This is a genomic window from Deltaproteobacteria bacterium (assembly GCA_005879795.1).
Classification (GTDB): Bacteria; Desulfobacterota; Binatia; order DP-6; family DP-6; genus DP-6.
The window spans coordinates 18,183-38,231 of sequence record VBKJ01000135.1 but is presented as its reverse complement, the minus strand read 5'-3'; the positions used below and the strand labels follow the sequence as shown (position 1 = coordinate 38,231).

Here is a 20,049-nt window from a genome sequence, read left to right as displayed (position 1 = left end):
GGGCTCGATACCGTCTGAAGATATGTTTGACGGGCGCGTAGCGAGCCGTGGTAAGCGTGCTCATGCGCAACATCGCCCTGCTCGCCATCGCGCTCGCGAGACGCGCTTCGATCTGCCCGCGCTCACCAAGCGCGACGCGAACGCCGACCCGCTGCTCCGCCTGTTCAAGTTCAAGAAGGTGAGCTTCCCGACGCCGCCGACGCTCCCGGCCGCGTCCGTCGACCTCACGCGTCCCGAGTGCTCGCCGAGCGGCGCGTTCCGGGACGAGCTCGAGCAGTAGGCCGGCACGGCGGGCGGGAGTCCCCCGAGTCCGGCACGGCGCGGGCGACCGAGGCGTGCGTCCTCCGAGGAGCTCGGCATCCCCCGTGCCCCCGCGCTTGGGTCGCCGGCCTCGAGGCCGCTCATCCGGCGCCGAGCGTGTGGCGCGCGAAGGGCGTCGCGCGACTCGTACACAAGGGTGTTCCCCTCTCCCCCCGGCGTCTTGCAAATTGTGCCCGGTGGGCACAATTCGTGCCCGATGACGCCCCTTCCTGACGGTTGCCCTGACGGAATTCACTCTCGAGGGGTTCGACTCCCCTCCTCGGCAGGCCGCCCGCGTAACTCCGATGCCGCCCGCGTGTTGCGGCCGCGCGTGACAGCCGGGAGGAACTGCTGGCGGCGCGCGGGCGTGATGGCGGCCGCCCTGCTGGGCGTGCTCCTCCTGGGCTCCGCACGGCCGGCCAGCGCCCGTGTCCATGTCTTCGTCGGCGGCGCCGTCGGCTTCCCGGCCTACCCCTATCCCTACTACTATCCGTACGCGGTACCGTACCCCGCCTACGAGGTCCCCCCGCCGGGATGGGTGCCCGGCCAGTGGGAATGGCGCTACGACCCGTGGGGACGGCCCTACCGGGTGTGGGTGCCGCCGCACCTCAGGTGACATGACGGGCGCCCAGGCATCGCTCAGGCGTCGCAGCGTGGCCGGCGCGCTCGCCCTGCTGCTCGTCGTGCCGAGCGGCCTGCTGGCCGCCGACCCGGAGCCCGCGCCGCCCTATCCGCCGCCACCTCCGCCGGTCGCCCGGCCCGTTCCTCCCCCGCCGCGCTACTATTACCCTCCTCCGCCGCGGGTCGCGCCGCCCCCGCCCCTCTCGCCGGTCATGCGCGTGATCTACGCGCCCTTCTACGCGGCGGGGCTGGTGGTACGATACGGCGTCTACTACATCCTCGTGGCGCCGCTCGAAGTGTTCAGCCGCACGGTCAGCTACGGCGCCAAGGGCGGCGTCGAGGCGCCGCCCCCACCGCCGCGGGGAGGCGAGGAGCGGCGGTGAAGCGCCCGCTGGCCGTCGCCGCGCTCGGCCTCGCGCTCGGCCTCGCCGGGAGCACGGACGCGCACGCGCGGGGGTCTTTCCATCATGGGCCGTCTTTCCATCATGGGCCCTTCGTCGGACACCGCCCGTTCTTCCACTCGCACCCCGGCTCCCGCGTCTTCATCGACGGCGGCTTCTTCTTCGACCCGTTCTTCTTCCCGTACGACTACCCCTACTACCTGCCCTATCCGGTGTACCCCCCGCCGGACGTCGAGGGCTGGAGCGAGCCGCCCCCGGAAGCGGAAGGCGAGGCGCGCGCGGAGAGCGCGCCGCCGTCGCGCGAGGAGACCGAGCGCGGCAGCTACGGCCTCGTGCAGCTCCAGGGCGTGCCCGACGGCGCCGCGGTGGATCTCGACGGGCGCTTCTGGCTGACGGCCGAGAACCTCGACCGGCGCTGGCTCGCGGTCCCGTACGGCGAGCACACGCTCGCGGTGCGCGCGCGCGGCTTCGACACGGTCGAGCGGCGGGTCGAGGTGAAGGCCGGCAAGACGAGCGTCGTGCGCTTCGGTCCCTTCCATCACCAGACCGGCTGACGTCCTTCCGTCACCCCGACCCGTTTGCTATCGTGCGCGCTGGTAAGGAGGACGAATGGCCGACGTGCTACCGGTTGCTGACGACTCGTTCGATCGCGAAGTGCTCGCGAGCCCCACGCCCGTGCTCATCGATTTCTGGGCTCCCTGGTGCGCGCCCTGCCGCGCCATCGCGCCCGTGGTCGAGGAGATCGCGCGCGAGTACGCCGGGAAGCTGAAGGTCATGAAGATGAACGTCGACGACAACCCGAAGACGCCGGCGCGCTACGGCGTGCGGGGCATCCCGAACCTGATCGTCTTCCACAGCGGGCAGGTGAAGGAGCAGATCGTCGGCGCCGTCCCGAAGGCGCAGCTCGTCAAGGCGATCAGCTCGGTCGTGGCGTAGCGCGGGCGTGCGCCGGTGGCGCGAGCGGCGGGGCCGCCCGCGCTGCGCGCTCGCCCCACCCCTCTCCCCTCAGAAGAAGTAGCGGCGCATCGAGACGTTCATGGTGAGGCCGACGCCGACGAGGAGGCAGAGGAGGGAGGAGCCGCCGTAGCTGAAGAACGGGAGGGGGATGCCGACGACGGGGAGGAGGCCGGTGGTCATGCCCACGTTGATGACCGCCTGCCAGAAGACGGTGGCGGTGAGACCGAGGACCAGGAGAACGCCGAAGCGGTCGCGCGCGCGGGTGGCGATCACGATCCCGCGCAGCACGAGCGCGACGTAGAGCGCGATCAGCACGAGCGCGCCGACGAAGCCCCACTCCTCCGCGAACACCGAGAAGATGAAGTCCGTGTGCTGCTCGGGGAGGAAGTTGAGATGGTTCTGCGTGCCGCGCAGGAACCCCTTGCCCCACGTCATCCCCGAGCCGACCGCGATCTTCGACTGCAGGACGTGATAGCCGGCGCCGAGCGGATCCATCTCGGGATGCAGGAAGGTGAGGATTCGCTTCTGCTGATAGACCTTCAGGTGCGGCCACCCGAGCGGCGCCGCGACCGCGACCACCACGCCGAGCAGGACGAACCAGCGCAGACGGATGCCGCCCAGCATCAGCATGGTGAGCGACACGATGCCCAGGATGGCGACCGTGCCCAGGTCGGGCTGCGCGAGGATCGCCGCCGCCGGCACGGCGGTCGCGAGCATCGGCACGATGGCCGCGCGCAGCCCGAGGCCGCGCTCGTACGTGCGCGCGAAGTGCCGCGCCAGCACCAGCACGAGCCCGAGCTTCATGAACTCCGAGGGCTGGATCGACACCGGACCGAGCGGGATCCAGCGCCGCGAGCCGCCGCCCATGCGGCCGAACGCCGGTACGGCGAGCACGGCGAGCAGCACGAGCAGGTAGATGACGAAGGCGCTGCGCTCGAGACGGTGATAGTCGAAGACGAGCGCGGCGAGCATCGCGAGGCAGCCGGCCGCGAGCCAGAGGAGCTGGCGCAGGGCGAGCGGCGAGAGCCCCCTCGTCCCCGGCGCGTGGGTCGCGCTGTAGACCGTCATGGCGCCGAGGCCGCTCACCGCGAGCGCGAGGAGCGGCAGCAGCCACTCAAAGTGCGTGATCAGTCGGCGGTCGAACCGCATTGGCTTGCTGGGTCGGAGGCATGGGCCCCTGGTTGCGGTCGAAGTAGTGGGCCAGCACCTGCTGCACGACGGGCGCGGCGAAGGCGCCGCCCCCGCCGCCCGCGTGCTCGATGATGCAGGCGATGGCGATCTCCGGCGCGTCGAGGGGCGCGTAGGCGATGAACCAGGCGTGGTCGCGCATCACCTCGGCGCCGCGGTTCGCGCGCGCGCGGTCCTCGCCCATCTTCACCACCTGCGAGGTGCCGGTCTTCCCCGCCACCACGACGCCGGGCACGCGCGCCTTCTTGCCCGTGCCGCCCTCGGTCATCACCACGTCGCGCATCCCCTCGCGCACCTGCGCGAGCGTGCTCTTCTTGAGATGCGCCTCGCCGAGCACCTCGGGCTCGACCTCGAGCACCCTCCCCTCCGCGCCGACAGCGCGCTTCACGTAGAAGGGCCGGCGGCGGGTGCCGCCGTTGGCGATGGTCGCCGCCAGGTTCGCCATCTGGAGCGGCGTGACGGTCACGTAGCCCTGGCCGATCGCCACCGAGAGCGTCTCGCCCTCGAACCAGGGCTGGTCGAAGCGCCGCCGCTTCCACGCCGTGTCGGGGATCGTCCCGCTCTGCTCGTGCGGGAGGGCGATGCCAGTGGGGAGGCCGAGCCCGAGGCGATGCGCGTACTCCGCGATCCCGTCGACGCCGAGCCGGCGCCCCGCCTGGTAGAAGAACACGTCGCACGACTCGACGATGGCCTTGTGCAGGTTCACGGCGCCGTGCCCCCCCTTCTTCCAGCAGTGGAAGAAATGGTGGCCGAACGGGATGCCGCCCGTGCACGTCACGCCGGTGAAGGGGGTCACCGCGCCCTCCTCGAGCGCGCCGGCCGCGACCGCGACCTTGAAGGTCGAGCCGGGCGGGAACACCCCCTGGACGGCGCGGTTGTTGAGCGGGTGCTTCCTGTCCTCGACCAGCGCGTGCCATTCCGCACCGCGGATGCCGCGCGCGAACACGTTGGGGTCGAAGGACGGGTGCGAGACCATCGCGAGCAGCTCGCCGGTGCGTGGATCGAGCGCGACGATCGCGCCGTCGGCCTCGCCCAGGGCACGGTCGGCGGCTTCCTGCAGATCGCGGTCGAGGGTCAGCGTGAGCGTGCCGCCGGGCAGGTCCGAGACCTCCTCGAGCACGCGGACGCGGCGCCCGAGCGCGTCCACCTCCACCTGCTGCCCCCCGGCTTTGCCGCGCAGATCCGCATCGAAGGCCTTCTCGAGGCCAGCCTTGCCGACCAGGTCGCCGGGGACGTAACCGTCGCCGTCGCCCCCTGCCAGCTCGCCCTTGCTCACCTCGCCGACGTAACCGAGGAGGTGCGCGGCCAGCGGCCCGAACGGATAGTAGCGCTTCGGCGCCACCTGCAGCGAGACGCCGGGCAGGTCGAGCTGGTGCGTCTCGAGCGCCACCACCCCCTGCCAGTCGACGTCGCGCCGCAGCACGACGCCCTGGAAGCGCTCGCGCTCCTTTCCGGGCGCGCGCATCGCCTGGTGGAGCGCGGTCTCCTCGTCGCCCAGGTACCCCGCGAGGGTCTTCAACACCTGGCGGCGGCGCTCGCGGGCGTCCTCGGGGACGAAGACGACGTCGAACGACGGGCGGTTGTCGACCAGGATCTCCCCGTGGCGGTCGTACACCACGCCCCGCGCCGCCGGCACCCGCACCAGCCGGATGCGGTTCTGGTCCGCGAACACGCGCATCTGCGTGCCGCGCTCGACCTGGAGGTACCACAGGCGAAGCCCGACCAGCGCGAAGGCGACGAACACGACGCCGACCGCCACCGCCATGCGGAGCTGGAACTCGGGCGGCACCTCGCGCGAGACGACGTGAACGGCGCGGGTCGACATCTCAGGCGAGACCCAGGAGGCGCTTCTCCCACGCCAGCGCGGCGAACACCGCCGGAGCGACCAGGGCCGCCAGGGCCGCGCAGGCGAACCCGGTGCGCAGCGCATGGTGCCCGACGGGGTTGGGCGTCGCTGCCAGCGTGGCGGCCGCCACCACCGCCGCGCTGTGCACCAGGCTCCCGTAGAAGGCGAGCGCCATGACGGGGAGCCCCCGCTCGAACCAGAGGTGGCGGGCGAAGAACCGCACGCTCAAGTACACGGCGGAGAGCGCGAAGGCGTTCTGCCCGAGCAGGGTGCCCGAGAAGGTGTCGAGGAAGTAGCCGAGCAGGAACGCGCCGGCCGCACCTCCGACCGTGTGGTGTGCCGCGCCCAGGTACACCGCCAGGACGAGGATCAGGTCGGGCACGACCGGCAGGCCCGGGAGCGACGGGAAGATCGTAGTCTGGATGAGCATGGCGACGACCGCCGCGAGCGCCAGCGCGACTCCGGTCCGCACCCTACTTCCCCGGCGCCGCCGGCGCGGGCTCGACGGGCGTGACCGGACCGCGCGTCACGAGCACCTCCTCGAGCCGCTCGGGATCCAGGTCGGGCGTGACCTCGGCCGACTGGAAGAGGCCCTGCCCCCGCTTGTCGATGGTCGTCACGCGCCCGATGGGCAGGCCTTTCGGGAAGATGCCGTCGAGCCCGGAGGTGACGAGCGTGTCCCCCACCTGTACGTCCTCGGTGCGCTTCACGTAGTTGAGCACGCAGCCCGCGTCCACCGTCCCCTGTACGATGCCACGGGCACGCGTGCGCTGCACGAGCGCATCCACCCCGCTGTTGTGGTCGGTGACGAGCAGGACGCGAGCTGCATGCCGGCTCACGAGGAACACCTGCCCGACGATGCCCTCGGGCACGAGCACCGCCGCCCCCCGCGCCAGCCCCGCGCTCTCGCCGCGGTCGATGGTGAGCGTGCGCGCCAGCCCGGTCGCGTCCCGTCCGATGACGCGCGCGGCGAGGAGCTCCCCCTGCAGCGTCTGCCGGAAGTCGAGGAGCGGGCGGAGGCGCGCGTTCTCGAGCTCCACCTCCGAGAGCCGATCGAGCTCCTGCTCGAGGCGCCGCACCCGCTCGCGCAGCGCGGCGTTCTCGCCCCGCGCGCGCACCAGGTCGGCCACGCCGCGCCAGCTCCCGGAGATGGCGCGGCCGAGGGCGGAAGCGGCGCGCTCGAGCGGCGCCATCAGCTCGAGGAAGGCGCGTCCGAGCGGGTCGGCGCGGCCCGCGGTGCGGCCGCTGCGCACGACCAGCGCTGCCCCGACGACGAGGCAGAGCGCCACGGTGAGCACGACGCCGTTGCGACGGATGTAGTCCAACGTTACCGGGGGCCCGTCCGGTGCTCGCGCCCTCCGGGCGCTCCGCGTCCAACGCCCGCGCGGCTCCGCCGCGCGCCCCAGACCCCGTCGGCTGGCTTGAGCGCTCTCGCGCTCAGCCTCCCTCCATGGTGGGGGTCGGTTGGGTGATTGCGCGCGGCGCGCGTTTCTCGCGCCGCGTTACGAGATCGCGACGTCTTTGAGGAGCGAGAGCTCATCGAGGACCTTGCCTGCCCCCATGACCACGGCGGTCAGCGGATCGTCGGCCAGCATGACCGGCAGGCCCGTCTCCTCGCGGAGCAGGGTGTCGAGGTTGCGCAGCAGCGAGCCTCCACCCGCCAGCACGATGCCCTTGTCGACGATGTCCGAGGCGAGCTCGGGCGGGGTGCGCTCGAGGCCGACGCGCACCGCTTCGACGATCTGGTTGATCGGCTCGAGCAGCGAGTCGCGGATCTCCTCGTCGGTGATCTCGACCGTCTTCGGCACCCCCGCGACCAGGTCGCGGCCCTTGATCTCCATCATCTGGAGCTCGCTGCCCGGATATGCCGAGCCGATCGTGATCTTGATCAGCTCCGCGGTGCGCTCGCCGATCAGCAGGTTGTACTTACGCTTCACGTACTGGACGATCGCCTCGTCCATTTTGTCGCCGCCGACGCGCACCGACTTCGAGAACACGATGCCCGAGAGCGAGATCACCGCGACCTCGGTCGTCCCGCCGCCGATGTCGACGATCATGTTGCCGGTGGGCTCGGTGATGGGGAGCCCGGCGCCGATCGCCGCCGCCATCGGCTCCTCGACCAGGTATACTTCTCGGGCCCCCGCGCTCTCGGCCGACTCGCGCACGGCCCGCTTCTCCACCTCGGTGATGCCGAAGGGCACACAGATGATGATGCGCGGGCGGACCAGGCGTTTGCGGTTGTGGATCTTCTCGATGAACTTGCGCAGCATCGCCTCGGTCACCTCGAAGTCGGCGATCACCCCGTCCTTCAGCGGGCGGATGGCCTGGATGTTGCCCGGCGTGCGCCCCAGCATCTTCTTTGCCTCGGCGCCGACCGCCAGCACCTTGCGCCCGCCGCGCGAGTCGGGCTGCACGGCCACCACCGACGGCTCGTTCAGCAGGATGCCCTGCCCCTTCACGTAGACGAGGGTGTTCGCCGTCCCGAGGTCGATCGCGAGATCGTTCGAGAAGAGCCCGAGGATGGAGTCGAGAATCATCGTGCGGCGCCCCGCCCTGTCTTTTCCGCCGGCTCGTCGTTTGGCGCTGGCCAAGCTGCTACCAGAAACATCGGCACGCGGCAACGGAAACTTGAACCGCGGCGCCGGTTTGCAAACCCGGAGGTCCTCGGCTAGCTTCGCGGCGAAGACGCGCGCGAATGCTTCGCTTTCTGCGTAAGTACTCGACCTCCACCGCCATCAAGATCCTCTACGGCGTCCTGGCCGCCCTGTTCATCCTCTGGGGGGTCGGCGCGATCGGCGGCGAGCGCCGGCAGGACGTCGCCGTCGTGCGCGGCCAGGTGATCAGCCGCCGCGACCTCGAGCAGGCCACCGAGGCGCTCACCCGGCGGTACGAGCAGCTGCTGCGCGGCAGCTCGGTGAATCTCCTGCACAGCCTGAACCTGCGCGGCCAGGCGCTCGACCTGCTGATCGAGCGGGCGCTCCTGCGCCACGAGGCGGCGCGTCTGGGAATCGCGGTCACCGACCACGACGTAGTCGACGCCATGCCCCAGATGCCCGAGCTGCAGGAGAACGGTCGCTACGACCCGAGCCGCGTCGATCTCATCAAGCGCAGCGAACGGGTCCCGGGCGAGTTCGCGGATGCCGTGCGCCAAGACCTCCAGCAGCAGCGTCTGGTGGCGATCGTCACCGACGGCGTCGGGGTGAGCGACGGCGAGCTCGAGGAGCGCTACCGCTTCGATCACGAGAAGGCGAACCTCGCCTTCGTGCGCAGCCGGGCGGCCGACCTCGCCGGGACGATCACGCTCTCCGACGCGGAGCTGCAGAAATACCTCGACGAGCACGCCGACCGCTATCGCGTCCCGGCGCGTGTGCGGGCCCGCTACGTCGCCTACCGGCCGGCCGACTTCCTGTCCGAGGTCGAGGTGAAGGACGGCGAGGTCGCCGAGTACTACGCGCTCCACAAGGAGGACAAGTTCACCGAGCCCGAGCAGGTGCGCGCCCGCCACATCCTGGTGAAGGCCGACGGTGACTCGAGCCCGGACGCCAAGGCCGCGGCGCGGAAGAAGGCCGAGGACCTGCTCGCCAAGGTGAAGGCGGGCGCCGACTTCGCCGCGCTCGCCAAGGCGAGTTCGGAGGATTCCGGCTCGGCGGCGAACGGCGGCGACCTGGGCCTCTTCCCGCGCGGCCGCATGGCGCCCCCGTTCGAGGAGGCGGCTTTCGCCCTCCCGGCGGGCGGCGTGAGCGGGGTCGTCGAGACGTCCTTCGGCTTTCACGTGATCAAGATCGAGGAGCATCGGCCCGGGGGCGTGAAGCCGCTCGAGGCCGTGCACGACGAACTCGTGGACGGCTTGAAGCAGGAGCGCGCCCTCGAGCTGGCGCGCAAGCAGGCGGAAGGGGACCGCCGCAAGGTCGCCCGCGGCACGCCCTTCGCCGAGGCGCTCGCCGGCCGCACGATCGAGGAGACGCCGCCCTTCACGAACGGACCCGAGGTGCCGGGCCTGGGGCACGTGCCGAGGTTCGTCGAGTCCGCCTTCGCGTTGCGCGAGGGCGAGGCGAGCGACCTGATCGAGGTCCCGGGTGCGATCTACCTGCTCATGCCCTTCGGGTACAGCGAGGCGCACACGCCGCCGCTCGACGACGTGCGCGAGCGCGTGGCGGCCGACGCCCGCCGCGAGCGCAGCGAGGCGGCCGCCAGGGAGCGCGCCGAGAAGCTCCTCGCCCGCGCCAGGGAGATCGGTCTCGACCAGGCCGCCGCCGAGGCCGGCGTCCAGGTCGAGGAGAGCGGACCGTTCGAGCGCAGGGAGCCGATCCCGAAGATCGGCTCGGTCCCGGAGCTGACCGCCGACGCCTTCGCGCTCACCGCCGAGGCTCCGCTCGCGCCCAGAGCGTACACGACGGGCGGCGACGCGATCGTGGCCGCGCTGCGCGCCCGCACGCCCGCCGACATGGCGGGCTTCGAGGGCGCCAGGGACAAGCTGCGCGAGACGCTCCTCAAGCAGAAGCACGCGGCCGTGTGGACGGCGTACGTGGATCACCTGAAGGGGCGCGCCCAGCGCGAGGGCGCGCTCGATGTGCATAACGATCTGCTCGCCCCCGGGTAGCGCGCCCGCGGCCGAGGGCTTCGCGCTCGCGGGCTCCCGGCCCCTCGGCTGCCTCCTGATCCACGGCTTCACCGCCACGCCCGACGAGATGCGCCCGCTCGGCGAGGCGCTGGCCGCGCGGGGCTTCCCGGTCCGCGCCGTACGCCTGGCCGGCCACGGGACCCGGGTCGCCGACCTGGCCGCCACCCGCTGGGCGGAGTGGTTCGCGTCCGTCGCCGAGGGCGCCGACCGCCTCCGCCGCGACGTGCCCGCGCTCGCGGTCGCCGGCATGTCGCTTGGCGCGCTCCTGGCGCTCCACCTCGCGGCGACGCGCCCCTCGGAGGTCTCGGCCCTCGTCCTCTGCGGCACGCCCCTAAAGCTGGGCGGCGCGGGCGCGCGCTGGCTGCCGCTGCTCGCGCGCATCCCGTGGATCGCGCGCCGCTGGGCCACGATCCCCAAGCCCGGCGGGCCGGACATCGCGGATCCCGCCGTGCGCGCCGCGAGCCGGAGCTACCGCGCCATGCCGCTCGCCGCGGTGCTCGAGGTGCTGCGCCTCCAGGCCCTCGTGCGAGGCGAGATCGGACGCGTCACGCAGCCGGCACTCCTCCTCCACGGGCGCCACGACCACAGCGTGCCGCTCGCCAACCTCGAGCTGGCGCGCCGGAGCCTCGGCTCGCGCGTCATCGAGAGCCACGTGCTCGAGCGGAGCTGGCACGTGGTGACGCTCGACTACGACCGCGACGAGGTGGCGCGTCTCGCGGCCGACTTCCTCGGCCGGGTCGAGGCAGCGGCTGCACCGCCCTGTCCCGCTCGATGCTGACGGCGACGCCGCGCTCGCCGCCGACGTCGCGGACCCTCGACTCGATGCCGTTCGAAGGACGGCGCGGGCCGGCTCACGCCCGCCCCGCCGGGAGAGAAGACGACGCGGAGCGGGTGGCCCATGGGGGGATGAGCCGAGGCCCGCTCCGCGCCACACACGCGCAGGACGCGGGAGTCATTCCTGCGCGAGACCGAACCAGCGCCAGCGCTCCCGCCATGTCCTCATCCACGCCCTTGGACGGACGGGACCGCCGACGTCTTCACTCCGAGATCCGCAACGGGCCCGCCGCGGGTCCACCACCTCGCGGGTCATGACCGGCGAAGCGGGAACGGCGACAGCGTGGAAACGGCTCATGCCCGGGCGAGCAAGCGGAGTGCCAACGGCGAATGGCGCGATTGCGGCCGGATCGCCCGCGGGAGCGGGACCGCCTGCCCCGGCGGTGTGGCAATCGGTCTCGGCTACCCCGGCTCGCCGCCCCGCGGCGACACCCCGTAGCGCTGCAGCATGCGGTAGAGGGAGCGGCGGTCGACGCCGAGCACCTGCGCGGCCCGGCTCACGTTGCCTCCGCTCTCCTCGAAGACGCGGTGCACGTAGCGGCGCTTCAACTCCGCCAGCGTGGGGCGGTCCTCCAGCGTCGCGCGCGCCGGGCCGGGTGCCGACCGCCTGAGCTCGTCGGGCAGGTCCTCGGCGGTCAGCACCTCGTGCTGCGCGAGCGCCACGCCGCGCTCGAGCACGTGCGCCAACTCGCGCACGTTGCCGGGCCAGCCGTAGGTGCGCAGCAACGCGAGCGCCTGCTCGGAGACCCCGGACACCGTCTTGCGGCACTCGTGCGCCGCGCGCCGCACCAGGTGATCGACGAGCAGCGGGATGTCCTCGCGCCGCTCGCGCAGCGGCGGGAGCTGGAGCGTCACCACCTTCAAGCGATAGTAGAGGTCCTCGCGGAAGCGCCCCTCCTCGACCGCGCCTGCCAGATCACGGTTGGTCGCGGCGATGACGCGCACGTCGACCGCCCGCCACGCCGAGCCGCCCACCGGCCGGATCTGATGCTCCTGGAGCACGCGCAGGAGCTTCGCCTGGAGCGCCGGCGACACGTCGCCGATCTCGTCCAGGAAGATCGTGCCGCCATCGGCCTCGGCGAAGAGCCCGGGCGCGTCACCGACCGCGCCGGTGAAGGCGCCGCGCACGTGCCCGAAGAGCTCGCTCTCGAGCAGGGTCTCGGTGAGGCCGCCGCAGTCGACGGCCACGAACGGCCGCTTGCGGCGCGGGCCGTTCTCGTGGATGGCGCGCGCGACGAGCTCCTTGCCCGTGCCGCTCTCGCCGAGAATGAGCACCGTGCTGCGCGCGGACGCGACGCGCGCGATCGTCTTGTACACCTCGACCATGGCGGGCGAGCGGCCCACCACCCCGCCCAGCTGCTCGCCCGCCACCGGGAGCGTCGCTTGCGCTTCCGCCGTGCGCCCGAGCGCCTTCCGCACCGTCGCGCGGATCTCCTCCACGTCCATCGGCTTGCTCACGTAGTCGACGGCGCCCGAGGCGATCGCCTGCACCGCCGAGTCGATCGAGCCGAAGGCGGTCATGATGACGACGGGAAGGTCGGGCAGCCGCGCGCGCAGCCCGCGCAGGAGGGCGAGGCCGTCCATCTCCGGCATCTGCACGTCGAGGATGGCGAGATCGACCGGCTCGTCCGCGACCCGCGTGAGCGCCCGCTCCGGATCGGTCTCGCCGATCACGGTGTAGCCGTCGCGCTGGAAGACGTCGGCCAGGAGCCGGCAGGTGACGGCGTCGTCGTCGACCACGAGGAGGCGCGGCATCAGGCCTCCAGCGGCAGGCGCACGTGCATCGTCGTGCCCCGGCCCGGGCTCGACTCGACCACGACCTGGCCGCCGTGCGCGCGCACGACGTGGTCCACGATGGCGAGCCCGAGGCCGGTGCCGCGCCCGGGCGCCTTGGTGGTGTAAAAGGGCTCGAAGACGCGCCGGATCTCGTCCTCCGGCATGCCGTGGCCGCTGTCGCGGACCGTGATCTCCAGGTGCGGCCCGCGGCCGTTCGGGGAGAGCACGCCGGCGCCGACCACGATCGTACCCGGCGGCTCGGTGGCGTCGATGGCGTTGGCGAGGAGGTTGATGAGCACCTGGCGCAGCGCGGCCACGTCGCCCGGCACTGGCGGGAGGTCGGGCGGGACCTCGCTGCGCAGCACGAGCGCGCGGCCCGCGAGGCGGGTCGCGACCAGCGCGAGCGCCTCGGTGACCAGCGGCGCGAGCGCCACCGGACCACGGCCGATCTCGCGATCGCGGGTGCGGCCGAGCACGCTGCGGATGGTCTCGATCATGCGCTGCACCTGCGACTCGATCACCGCGAGCTTGTTCGCGTGTTCGGCCGGCAGGTCCTCGCGCAGGAGAAGCTGGGTGTAGCCGAGCACCGAGTTGAGCGGCGTGCCCAGCTCGTGGGCGATGGTGGCGGCCATCTGCCCGAGGGCGGCCAGCCGCTCGCTGCGGCCGACCTCGAGCTGCGCGCTCCAGAGCTTCTCGTTCGCCTCCTTGAGCTCGCGGTTCGCGTCGGCCAGCTCGCGCGTCGCCTGGCGCACCCGCGACTCGAGCCCGGCGGTCAGGTCCTCGAGCCGCGCCAGCATGCGATTGAAGCTCCCCGCCAGGAAGGCGAACTCCCCGCCCCCCGGCACGCTGACGCGCGCCTCGAGCTCGCCCGCCTCGGCGCGGCGCATGCCGCCGACGAGCGCCGCCACCGGGTGCCCCACCCGCCGCTCGAGGAAGAGCGCCAGGAGAAACGAGATGAGCCCGATCGAGGACACCAGGAATATGCCCCCGATGCTGCGCAGCCGGCGCTCGAGGCGTGCGACCTCGAGGAGGGAGAACTCCACCTGCACCGCGCCCGCCAGCGCACCGTCGCGCACGAGCGGGCCGGCCATGCGCCAGATCTCCGCGCCCTCACGGCCCTCGGTCGCGGTCGCGGTGCGCAGGACCCCCTCGGCCAGGAGCGCGGCCTGCTGCGCGGCATCGAGCTCGAGCGGTGCGCTCTCGCCCGCCGGCCGGGTGGTGAGCGCGAGCTCGAAGCGGCCCGCCCGCTGCCGGAGCACGTCCACCGCGGTGAGCTCGCGGTCGCCGTCGACCAGCGTCTGGAGCTTGCGGCGCAGCGCCTCGGCACCGGTGCGCCCCCAGAGTGACTCGACCGTACGCAGGTAGAGAACCGCACGCTCCTCGAGGTCGTGTTCGAGGGCGCTCTCCGAGAGGCGGGTGTCGAGCCACTGGGAGGCGGCCAGCACGGTGGCGACGGTGGCCACCACGATCGCGATCAGCTGCAGGCGCAGCGTACGGTGCACGGCTCGCCAACGCTACCCGAAACCCGCCGGCTGGGCGAGCGGGTTCCCTGCCCAGGCTCTCACCGTTCGCGCGCCACTCGCCGCACCACGTGCCGGACGACGGCGAGGACGGTCAGGCTCGTCCCCAGCACGGCGAGCAGCCAGAGCTCGGCCCGCCTGACCCGGCCGACCAGCGCCACGGCGCTCGTGCTGAGGACGAAGCCCAGGCCGGCGAGCGCGCTCGCCGAGAGCACGCAGCCGACGAGGTCGAAGAGCGCGAAGCGCCCGTATGGCAGCCCGTGCACCCCCCAGTAGAACATGCTCGCGATGCGCGTGCCGTAGACGAACCGGGAGATGACGATCTCGCGCGCGCCGAGGCGCGCGACCAGCCGCTCGATGAGGGGCGCGGCGCGGAGATAGAGGCGGCTCTGGCGCACGGCCGCGGCGTTCAGCCGCCCGAGCGCGTACCACGCCGAGTCGCCGACCAGGCCGCCGAGCGAGGCCGCCTGCACCGCGCGCGGCAGCGAGAAGAAGCCCAGGTGGGCCACGACGCCGGCCAGCACCACGCTGGCGTCGCCCTCGATGGCGGCCGCCGCGAAGACGGCGAGCAGGCCGTAGCGGGCGAGGAAGTCCTCCACGCCAGTGTCGTGCCTGGCTCGCGGCCATTCATCAAGAGTTGGCGGGCGGAGGGCCCCGCCGCGCTCACCGCGGTGGGATCGTCTCCAGCACCGTGGCCCTCAGCGCGTCGACGTTGAAGGGCTTGTCGAACACGGCCACCGCGCCCAGCTCGCGCCCCTCGGCGTGCGTCGCCTCGTCGCCGAAGGCGGTGATCAGGATGACGGGGGTGACCCGGTTCGCGCAGCGCAGGATGGCGAGGACGTCGAGGCCGGTGAGGCCCGGCATGCGGACGTCGGTCACCACCAGGAAAGCCTCGGGGCGCTCGCGCCGGACGGTCAGGGTGTCCTCAATGGAGGCGAGGAGGGCGAGCCCATCCCCGGCCTCGACCACCTCGTAGCCTTCCTCCGCCAGCACCGTGGCGAGCAGGTGGCGGAACTCGGCGTCGTCCTCGGCGAGCAATACGAGCGGCTGGCGGCGGGGCGGGGCGCCGGGGGCCGGGGCGGGCATCACGACCGGGCCGCTTGCATGGGCCGTTCCGGGCGGAGTCAGGCACGCGGCGCCGAGAAGACGGGCCCGCGCGCGGCCGGGCGGGGCGCTTCGCCACACCCCTGGGGCGGCGCGCGGTCTCACGCGGCGGCATCGCTCGGCCGCCGGCGCTTGCTCCAGGGGAAGACCAGACGCAGGGGCAGCACGCGCTCGCGCCGGTGCTCGGCCTCCAGGATCCGCATCCGCGCTTCGAGGAGATCGCGTAACGCGATGATGCCGACCAGCCGCCGTCCCTCGCCCCGCTCGACCACCGGGAAGCGCGTGAGCCCGGTCTCGGCCATCCGGTAGGCGACCACGCGCAGCGGGTCGTCGGGGTGGGCGACCACCGCCTCGCGGCGCACCACCTCGGCGAGGAGGCGGCCGGCCGCGGCGCCTTGCTCGCGCAGGAGCTCCGGGAGGTCGCCCCAGCGCACCACGCCGAGCAAACGGCGCTCGGCGTCGACCACCGGGTAGAGGCGCTCCCGCCGCGTGCGCCCGTCGGCCTCGAGCCAGCGCTCGAGCCCCGCGAGCGGCAGCTCCGCGGGCAGCACGGCGACGCCGGGCCGCATCACCTCGCGCACGAAGAGGATCTCGAGCGGGTCGACCGCGTACTCGCGGGTCAGGTGGTAGCCGCGCCGCGCCACCTTCTCGGTCAGGATGGAGCGCCGGAGCGCGAGCACGGTCGTGGCGTGCGCGATGGTGACCGCGAGCAGGAGGGGGAGGAGCACGCTCACGTCGTGCGTCAGCTCGACGGCGAAGACGACGCCCGTGAAGGGCGAGCGCATGGTGCCGCCGAGCATGGCGCCCATGCTGACGAGCGGCCAGAAGCCCGCCCCCTCCGACGGCAGGAACGCGGCCTCGAGCCCGCCCAGCGCGCCGCCCACGAGGAGGAGGGGAGCGAGCACGCCGCCCGAGGTGCCGGAGCCGAGCGACACGCTCCAGATGATCGACTTGACGAGCAGGATGCCGATCAGAGCACGGCGCGGCAGCTCGCCCTGGAGGAGTGCCCCGATCGTGTCGTAGCCCACCCCGAGCGCCTGAGGGAAGACCAGCCCGCCCAGGCCGACGACCAGCCCGCCCAGCGCCGGCCACCACATCCAGTGAATGGGGAGCAGGCGGAAGGCGTCCTCGGCACCATAGACGGCGAGCGTCAGGAGCGCCGAGAGCGCGCCCGCGGCGAGCCCGGTCACCACGCAGCCGACCAGACCCCCGGGGCCGATGAAGAGCGGGTGCGGCGGGGTCGGAAAGAGCGGCCCGAGCCCGATGATGTAGCGTCGCGCCGCGGCGGCGGTGGCGCTGGCGAGGCCCACCGGGACCATGCTGCGCGGCTTCCACTCGAAGAGAAGGAGCTCGACCGCGAGCAGCACTGCGGCCACCGGCGAGGCGAAGGTGGCCGACATACCCGCCGCCGCGCCGGCCACGAGGAGCGTCTTCCGCTCCGCGGCGGTCAGCTCGAAGAACTGCGCCACCAGGGAGCCGAAGGCGCCCCCGGTCATGATGATCGGCCCCTCGGCGCCGAACGGACCGCCGCTGCCGATCGAGATCGCGGCCGAGAGGGGTTTGAGCAGGGCGAGCCGCGGTTGGACCCGGCTGCCGCCGATCAGGATCGACTCGATCGCCTCGGGGATGCCGTGGCCGCGGATGCGTTCGGAGCCGTAGCGCGCCATGAGCCCGACCAGGAGCGCGCCCACCACCGGCACGAGGACGACGAGCGGGCCGAGCCGGTTGCCCGCCGGCGAGACGAGCGCAGTGTCCCAGCGCTGGAAGAAGAAGAGGTTCGTGAAGAGCCCGATCAGGCGCAGGAGCGCGAGCGCGACGTAGGCCGCCAGGACGCCGATCCCGACTCCGGCGAGCGCCATCGGGACGACGCGCCAGGTGGTGGTGAAGTCGCCGGGGGCGGCCGCCCCCGGCTCAGCGCCGGCCCGCATGGCGACCTCCAGACCGCCGCGCCGGCGCGGGCGGGCGGACGAGCCGGCCGAGTGCACGCACCAGCGCGGGGCCGATCGAGCGCAGCTCGGCGCGATGGGCGAGCGTCAGCCGCAGCAGGAGCGCCCGCCCGTGCGGGGCGAGTCGCACCAGGACCCGGCGGCGGTCGCGCGCGCCGCGCGCTCGCCTGACCAGGCCGCGCGCCTCCATGCGATCGACCAGCTCGACGGCGCTGTGGTGCCGGATGCCGAGCCCCTCGGCGAGCATGCCGATCGTCGCCTCGGCGCCGCCGGGCAGGCCGCGGAGCGCGAGCAGGAGCTGGTGCTGCTGTGGCTGGAGCCCGGCCGCGCGCGCCGCCTCGGCGCTGAAGGTGTAGAAGCGCCGCAGCGTCTGGCGGAACTCGGCCAGCGCCCGGTACTCCGCCAGCGTGACGTCGCGAGCGACCACGGTCGGTCGATATATATCGTGTTGCGATATGGATTCCCAGCCAGCCCGGGAGCCGCCACGTGCGCTTGCCCGCGCCGCGCGTGCAGCGTAGATTCGAGGACGTCGTCCCCGAACGCTTGCAGACCCCGAGCCGTCTCCCGCGGGCCCACCCGGGCTTCGCGTCGCTCCTGGGCGTCCTCCTCGCCGCCGCCGCGGCCCTGGGGGCCGTCCCGGCCGGCACCCGCCCGCGGCGTGCGCCGCTCGTCGTCCCCCCGGGTGCGCGCGTGCTCGTCATCGCCCCGCACCCCGACGACGAGACGATCGGCGCCGGCGGCCTGATCCTCCGCCTCGCGCGCCGCGGCGCCCCGGTGCGCATCGTGTTCGTCACCAACGGCGACGGCTACCCGCAGGCGGTGGCGCAGGACTTCCACGAGCAGAAGCCGCGCGACACCGACTACCTCGAGTTCGGGGAGCTCCGGCGGCGCGAGGCGGTTGCCGCCGCCCGTCACCTGGGGCTCCACCGCCGCGACCTCGTCTTCCTCGGATTCCCCGACGGCGGCCTCGCTCAGCTCTGGCGCGATCACTGGTCGCGCACCAACCCCTACACCTCGCCCTACACCAAGGAGGACAGCCCTCCCGCGCCCGACGGCGCCGAGTACGACGGGCAGGACCTGGCCTCGCTCGTCGCCCGCGAGCTGCGCACCTTCCGGCCGACGGTGGTGGTGATCCCGCACCCCTACGACGCGCACCTCGACCATGCGACCGCGAGCTACTTCGTGATCGACGCGCTCGACGCGCTCCAGGCCGCACACGTGCTCCCGGAGCACGTGCTCGTCCTCACCTACCTGGTGCACAACCCCGTGTGGCCGAGCGCCGGCACCGACCGCGACCGCCTCGCGCCGCCCTCCCGTCAGAACATCCCCGACACGCTGTGGACGGAGACCGACCTCGTGCCCGCCGAGCTGGCCGCCAAGGAGGGGGCGCTCGGCGAGTACCGGAGCCAGCTCCCGATGCTGGGCGACCTGCTCCGCCGCTTCTGTCGGCCGAACGAGCTCTACGGGCGGGTCAAGTCGGGCCTGCTCGACCGCATCGCCGAGGTGCACTGAGGTGGCGGGCGAGGGCGCCGCTCCCCGGCTCGCCTTCGTCGACGTCTGCCGCGCGCTCGCGGTGCTCGGCATGCTGTTCGCCAACATGATGAACGTCTTCCTGCGCCGCGTGCCCGAGGTCCTGCAGCACAACGAGGGCGACGTGCTGCGAGCCTTCGACTTCCCCGCGCCGGTCTTCCAGTTCCTGATCGGCGTGTCGCTCGTCCTCTTCCTGCACAAGCGCACGGCGCGCGGACTCGCGCCCGGCGCCGCACGCTTCACGGCCGTGTGGCGCTTCGCGCTCCTGGCCGGCCTCGGCATCGTGCTCGACTCGGTCGGGACGCTCACCGCGAGGCCGAAGTGGGGCGTGCTGCAGACGCTCGCCCTGGGGGGCGTGGTGGCCACCGGCGTCGCGCAGCTGCCGGACGGCGTCGTGGCCGCGCTCGCGCTCGGGCTCCTCGCCCTCTTCTTTCGCGGGGCGCCCGGCGAGGTGCATCACAACCCGCTCGCCGCCCTGGCCTTCGCGCCGCTCACGCTGGCCGGGCTGCTGGTTGGCCGCGGGCTCGTGGGCGGCGCCCCGCCGCGCCGGCTGATCGGACGCGCGACCGCCGTCGCCGTCACCGGCCTGGGCTGGACCGTGGTCGCCCAGCTGGCCGGCGTCCCCTTCAACAAGACGGTCGGCACCTCGAGCTTCGTCGCCGTCGCGACCGCCGCCTCCGCCGCGCTCCTGCTCGCCACCGCCGGACTCGAGGGCGCGGGCGTGGGCTTCCCCGCCTGGCTCCTCGCCGTCGGCGCCAACGCGCTCACCGCGTGGGTGCTGCAGTACGTGCTCGTCTACTACCCGGCATGGCTGGTCTTCCCGGCGTGGCAGCGCCTGCCCCTCTTCCGCGGCATGGCGGCCGTGCTGGCCGCGCTGGCGGCGCTGAGCGCGCTGACCATCATCCTCGCGCGGCGGGGCATCCGCATCCCCATCTGACCGGGGGGACGGCGTTCATGCGGCGCGGCAGCCCCCTTCACTGACACGAGCACGTCGACCCGGTCACCGCTCAGCAAGCGGTCGAGCGAACGACGCCTCTCCCTGGTCCCGCTGACGGCCCGATCCACGAACTCACCGTCTCGAATCCGAAGTCGCGAAGATCGCGCAACTTGCTCTCGCAACGCTGGTCGGCGGTCGGGATTCGGTTCCCAATGTCGAATCAGGCGTGCGGCCACGAGAACGTCCTCTCGGGCGGCGCAGGCTGCTCTTCGGGACCGTGTGCAGCGCACCCGGTGCGGGTGTTCCGCCTCTGGCGTCGCGGGCCGACGACACTCACCCTGTGAGTAAAGTGTGAGTCGACTTTTGCTTGCACTGCCCCTGTCACAATAGTATTTCCCCCCAATTCCCTGCGGCACGAGCCTTGCCTGGGCTCCCAAACGGATAACAAGGAAGCCGAGCCCTATGTCG

The 20,049-nt window shown here is 72.9% G+C and carries 19 protein-coding genes and 1 pseudogene; 9 read left to right on the top strand and 11 right to left on the bottom strand.

Annotated elements, in window-relative coordinates; translation table 11 throughout:
- The first annotated feature begins 22 nt into the window (after positions 1-22).
- The 5 genes and pseudogenes from E6J59_09440 to trxA all read left to right on the top strand — a co-directional run bounded on the left by E6J59_09440 (position 23) and on the right by trxA (position 2,258).
- Entirely contained in the window at positions 23-280 is a 258-nt protein-coding gene (locus E6J59_09440) for a hypothetical protein (GenBank protein TMB20192.1), read from the top strand.
- A gap of 351 nt (positions 281-631) precedes the next feature.
- Positions 632-916, top strand: coding sequence for a hypothetical protein (locus E6J59_09435; GenBank protein ID TMB20191.1), 285 nt, complete (start codon positions 632-634; stop codon positions 914-916).
- A gap of 85 nt (positions 917-1,001) precedes the next feature.
- Positions 1,002-1,100 (top strand): annotated as a pseudogene (locus E6J59_09430) (RNA-binding protein).
- Between the two features lie 200 nt (positions 1,101-1,300).
- A complete protein-coding gene (locus tag E6J59_09425) occupies positions 1,301-1,876 on the top strand; it encodes a carboxypeptidase regulatory-like domain-containing protein (protein TMB20190.1) in 576 nt (191 codons plus the stop codon).
- Positions 1,877-1,931: 55 nt separating this feature from the next.
- A complete protein-coding gene (gene trxA / locus E6J59_09420) occupies positions 1,932-2,258 on the top strand; it encodes a thioredoxin (GenBank protein ID TMB20189.1) in 327 nt (108 codons plus the stop codon).
- 69 nt (positions 2,259-2,327) lie between these two features.
- Here the strand turns inward: trxA and rodA are convergent, their stop codons facing one another.
- The 5 genes from rodA to E6J59_09395 all read right to left on the bottom strand — a co-directional run bounded on the left by rodA (position 2,328) and on the right by E6J59_09395 (position 7,850).
- Positions 2,328-3,428: a rod shape-determining protein RodA gene (gene rodA / locus E6J59_09415; GenBank protein ID TMB20188.1), complete on the bottom strand. Its 1,101-nt coding sequence runs from the start codon at positions 3,426-3,428 to the stop codon at positions 2,328-2,330.
- Positions 3,394-5,397 carry a penicillin-binding protein 2 gene (gene mrdA / locus E6J59_09410; GenBank protein TMB20187.1) on the bottom strand — a complete coding sequence of 668 codons (2,004 nt, stop codon included), beginning with the start codon at positions 5,395-5,397 and terminating at the stop codon, positions 3,394-3,396. Before mrdA ends, rodA begins: the two co-directional genes overlap by 35 nt.
- Complete coding sequence (mreD, locus tag E6J59_09405; GenBank protein ID TMB20186.1) at positions 5,294-5,785, bottom strand: rod shape-determining protein MreD; 492 nt, start codon at positions 5,783-5,785, stop codon at positions 5,294-5,296. The genes mrdA and mreD overlap by 104 nt, the downstream gene beginning before the upstream one ends.
- A gap of 1 nt (position 5,786) precedes the next feature.
- Positions 5,787-6,719 (bottom strand): rod shape-determining protein MreC, encoded by a 933-nt coding sequence (gene mreC, locus E6J59_09400; GenBank protein ID TMB20185.1) that lies wholly within the window; start codon positions 6,717-6,719, stop codon positions 5,787-5,789.
- Positions 6,720-6,815: 96 nt separating this feature from the next.
- A complete protein-coding gene (locus E6J59_09395) occupies positions 6,816-7,850 on the bottom strand; it encodes a rod shape-determining protein (protein ID TMB20184.1) in 1,035 nt (344 codons plus the stop codon).
- Positions 7,851-8,008: 158 nt separating this feature from the next.
- Here E6J59_09395 and E6J59_09390 point away from each other — a divergent pair, with 158 nt between their 5' ends.
- Positions 8,009-9,913, top strand: coding sequence for a hypothetical protein (locus E6J59_09390; protein TMB20183.1), 1,905 nt, complete (start codon positions 8,009-8,011; stop codon positions 9,911-9,913).
- Positions 9,882-10,712 (top strand): alpha/beta fold hydrolase, encoded by an 831-nt coding sequence (locus E6J59_09385; protein TMB20182.1) that lies wholly within the window; start codon positions 9,882-9,884, stop codon positions 10,710-10,712. Before E6J59_09390 ends, E6J59_09385 begins: the two co-directional genes overlap by 32 nt.
- Before the next feature lie 458 nt (positions 10,713-11,170).
- Here E6J59_09385 and E6J59_09380 read toward each other — a convergent pair whose 3' ends face one another.
- The 6 genes from E6J59_09380 to E6J59_09355 form a co-directional block, all read right to left on the bottom strand.
- Positions 11,171-12,523, bottom strand: a complete 1,353-nt coding sequence (locus tag E6J59_09380; protein ID TMB20181.1) for a sigma-54-dependent Fis family transcriptional regulator — start codon at positions 12,521-12,523, stop codon at positions 11,171-11,173.
- Complete coding sequence (locus E6J59_09375) at positions 12,523-14,046, bottom strand: HAMP domain-containing protein (protein TMB20180.1); 1,524 nt, start codon at positions 14,044-14,046, stop codon at positions 12,523-12,525. Before E6J59_09375 ends, E6J59_09380 begins: the two co-directional genes overlap by 1 nt.
- A gap of 59 nt (positions 14,047-14,105) precedes the next feature.
- Positions 14,106-14,663 (bottom strand): hypothetical protein, encoded by a 558-nt coding sequence (locus E6J59_09370; protein ID TMB20179.1) that lies wholly within the window; start codon positions 14,661-14,663, stop codon positions 14,106-14,108.
- 64 nt (positions 14,664-14,727) lie between these two features.
- The gene (locus E6J59_09365) at positions 14,728-15,102 is read right to left on the bottom strand and encodes a response regulator (GenBank protein ID TMB20219.1); all 375 of its coding nucleotides are present in this window, start codon (positions 15,100-15,102) and stop codon (positions 14,728-14,730) included.
- A 167-nt stretch (positions 15,103-15,269) separates the two neighbouring features.
- Positions 15,270-17,096 (bottom strand): chloride channel protein, encoded by a 1,827-nt coding sequence (locus E6J59_09360; GenBank protein TMB20178.1) that lies wholly within the window; start codon positions 17,094-17,096, stop codon positions 15,270-15,272.
- The gene (locus tag E6J59_09355) at positions 17,080-17,556 is read right to left on the bottom strand and encodes a MarR family transcriptional regulator (protein TMB20177.1); all 477 of its coding nucleotides are present in this window, start codon (positions 17,554-17,556) and stop codon (positions 17,080-17,082) included. The genes E6J59_09360 and E6J59_09355 overlap by 17 nt, the downstream gene beginning before the upstream one ends.
- Here E6J59_09355 and E6J59_09350 point away from each other — a divergent pair.
- Both E6J59_09350 and E6J59_09345 read left to right on the top strand, forming a co-directional pair.
- A complete protein-coding gene (locus E6J59_09350) occupies positions 17,553-18,626 on the top strand; it encodes a PIG-L family deacetylase (GenBank protein ID TMB20176.1) in 1,074 nt (357 codons plus the stop codon). The genes E6J59_09355 and E6J59_09350 overlap by 4 nt on opposite strands.
- A gap of 1 nt (position 18,627) precedes the next feature.
- Complete coding sequence (locus tag E6J59_09345; GenBank protein ID TMB20175.1) at positions 18,628-19,581, top strand: DUF1624 domain-containing protein; 954 nt, start codon at positions 18,628-18,630, stop codon at positions 19,579-19,581.
- Positions 19,582-20,049: the final 468 nt, after the last annotated feature.

What these genes read in the sequence shown, in the direction of transcription:
- E6J59_09390 (TMB20183.1), top strand. Translation starts at nt 8,009, where the DNA reads ATGCTTCGCTTTCTGCGTAAGTACTCGACCTCCACCGCCATCAAGATC.
- E6J59_09360 (TMB20178.1), bottom strand. Translation starts at nt 17,096, where the DNA reads ATGCGGGCCGGCGCTGAGCCGGGGGCGGCCGCCCCCGGCGACTTCACC.
- E6J59_09440 (TMB20192.1), top strand. Translation starts at nt 23, where the DNA reads ATGTTTGACGGGCGCGTAGCGAGCCGTGGTAAGCGTGCTCATGCGCAA.
- rodA (TMB20188.1), bottom strand. Translation starts at nt 3,428, where the DNA reads ATGCGGTTCGACCGCCGACTGATCACGCACTTTGAGTGGCTGCTGCCG.
- E6J59_09380 (TMB20181.1), bottom strand. Translation starts at nt 12,523, where the DNA reads ATGCCGCGCCTCCTCGTGGTCGACGACGACGCCGTCACCTGCCGGCTC.
- trxA (TMB20189.1), top strand. Translation starts at nt 1,932, where the DNA reads ATGGCCGACGTGCTACCGGTTGCTGACGACTCGTTCGATCGCGAAGTG.
- E6J59_09385 (TMB20182.1), top strand. Translation starts at nt 9,882, where the DNA reads ATGTGCATAACGATCTGCTCGCCCCCGGGTAGCGCGCCCGCGGCCGAG.
- mrdA (TMB20187.1), bottom strand. Translation starts at nt 5,397, where the DNA reads ATGCGCTGCGCACCGGGTTCGCCTGCGCGGCCCTGGCGGCCCTGGTCG.
- E6J59_09395 (TMB20184.1), bottom strand. Translation starts at nt 7,850, where the DNA reads ATGATTCTCGACTCCATCCTCGGGCTCTTCTCGAACGATCTCGCGATC.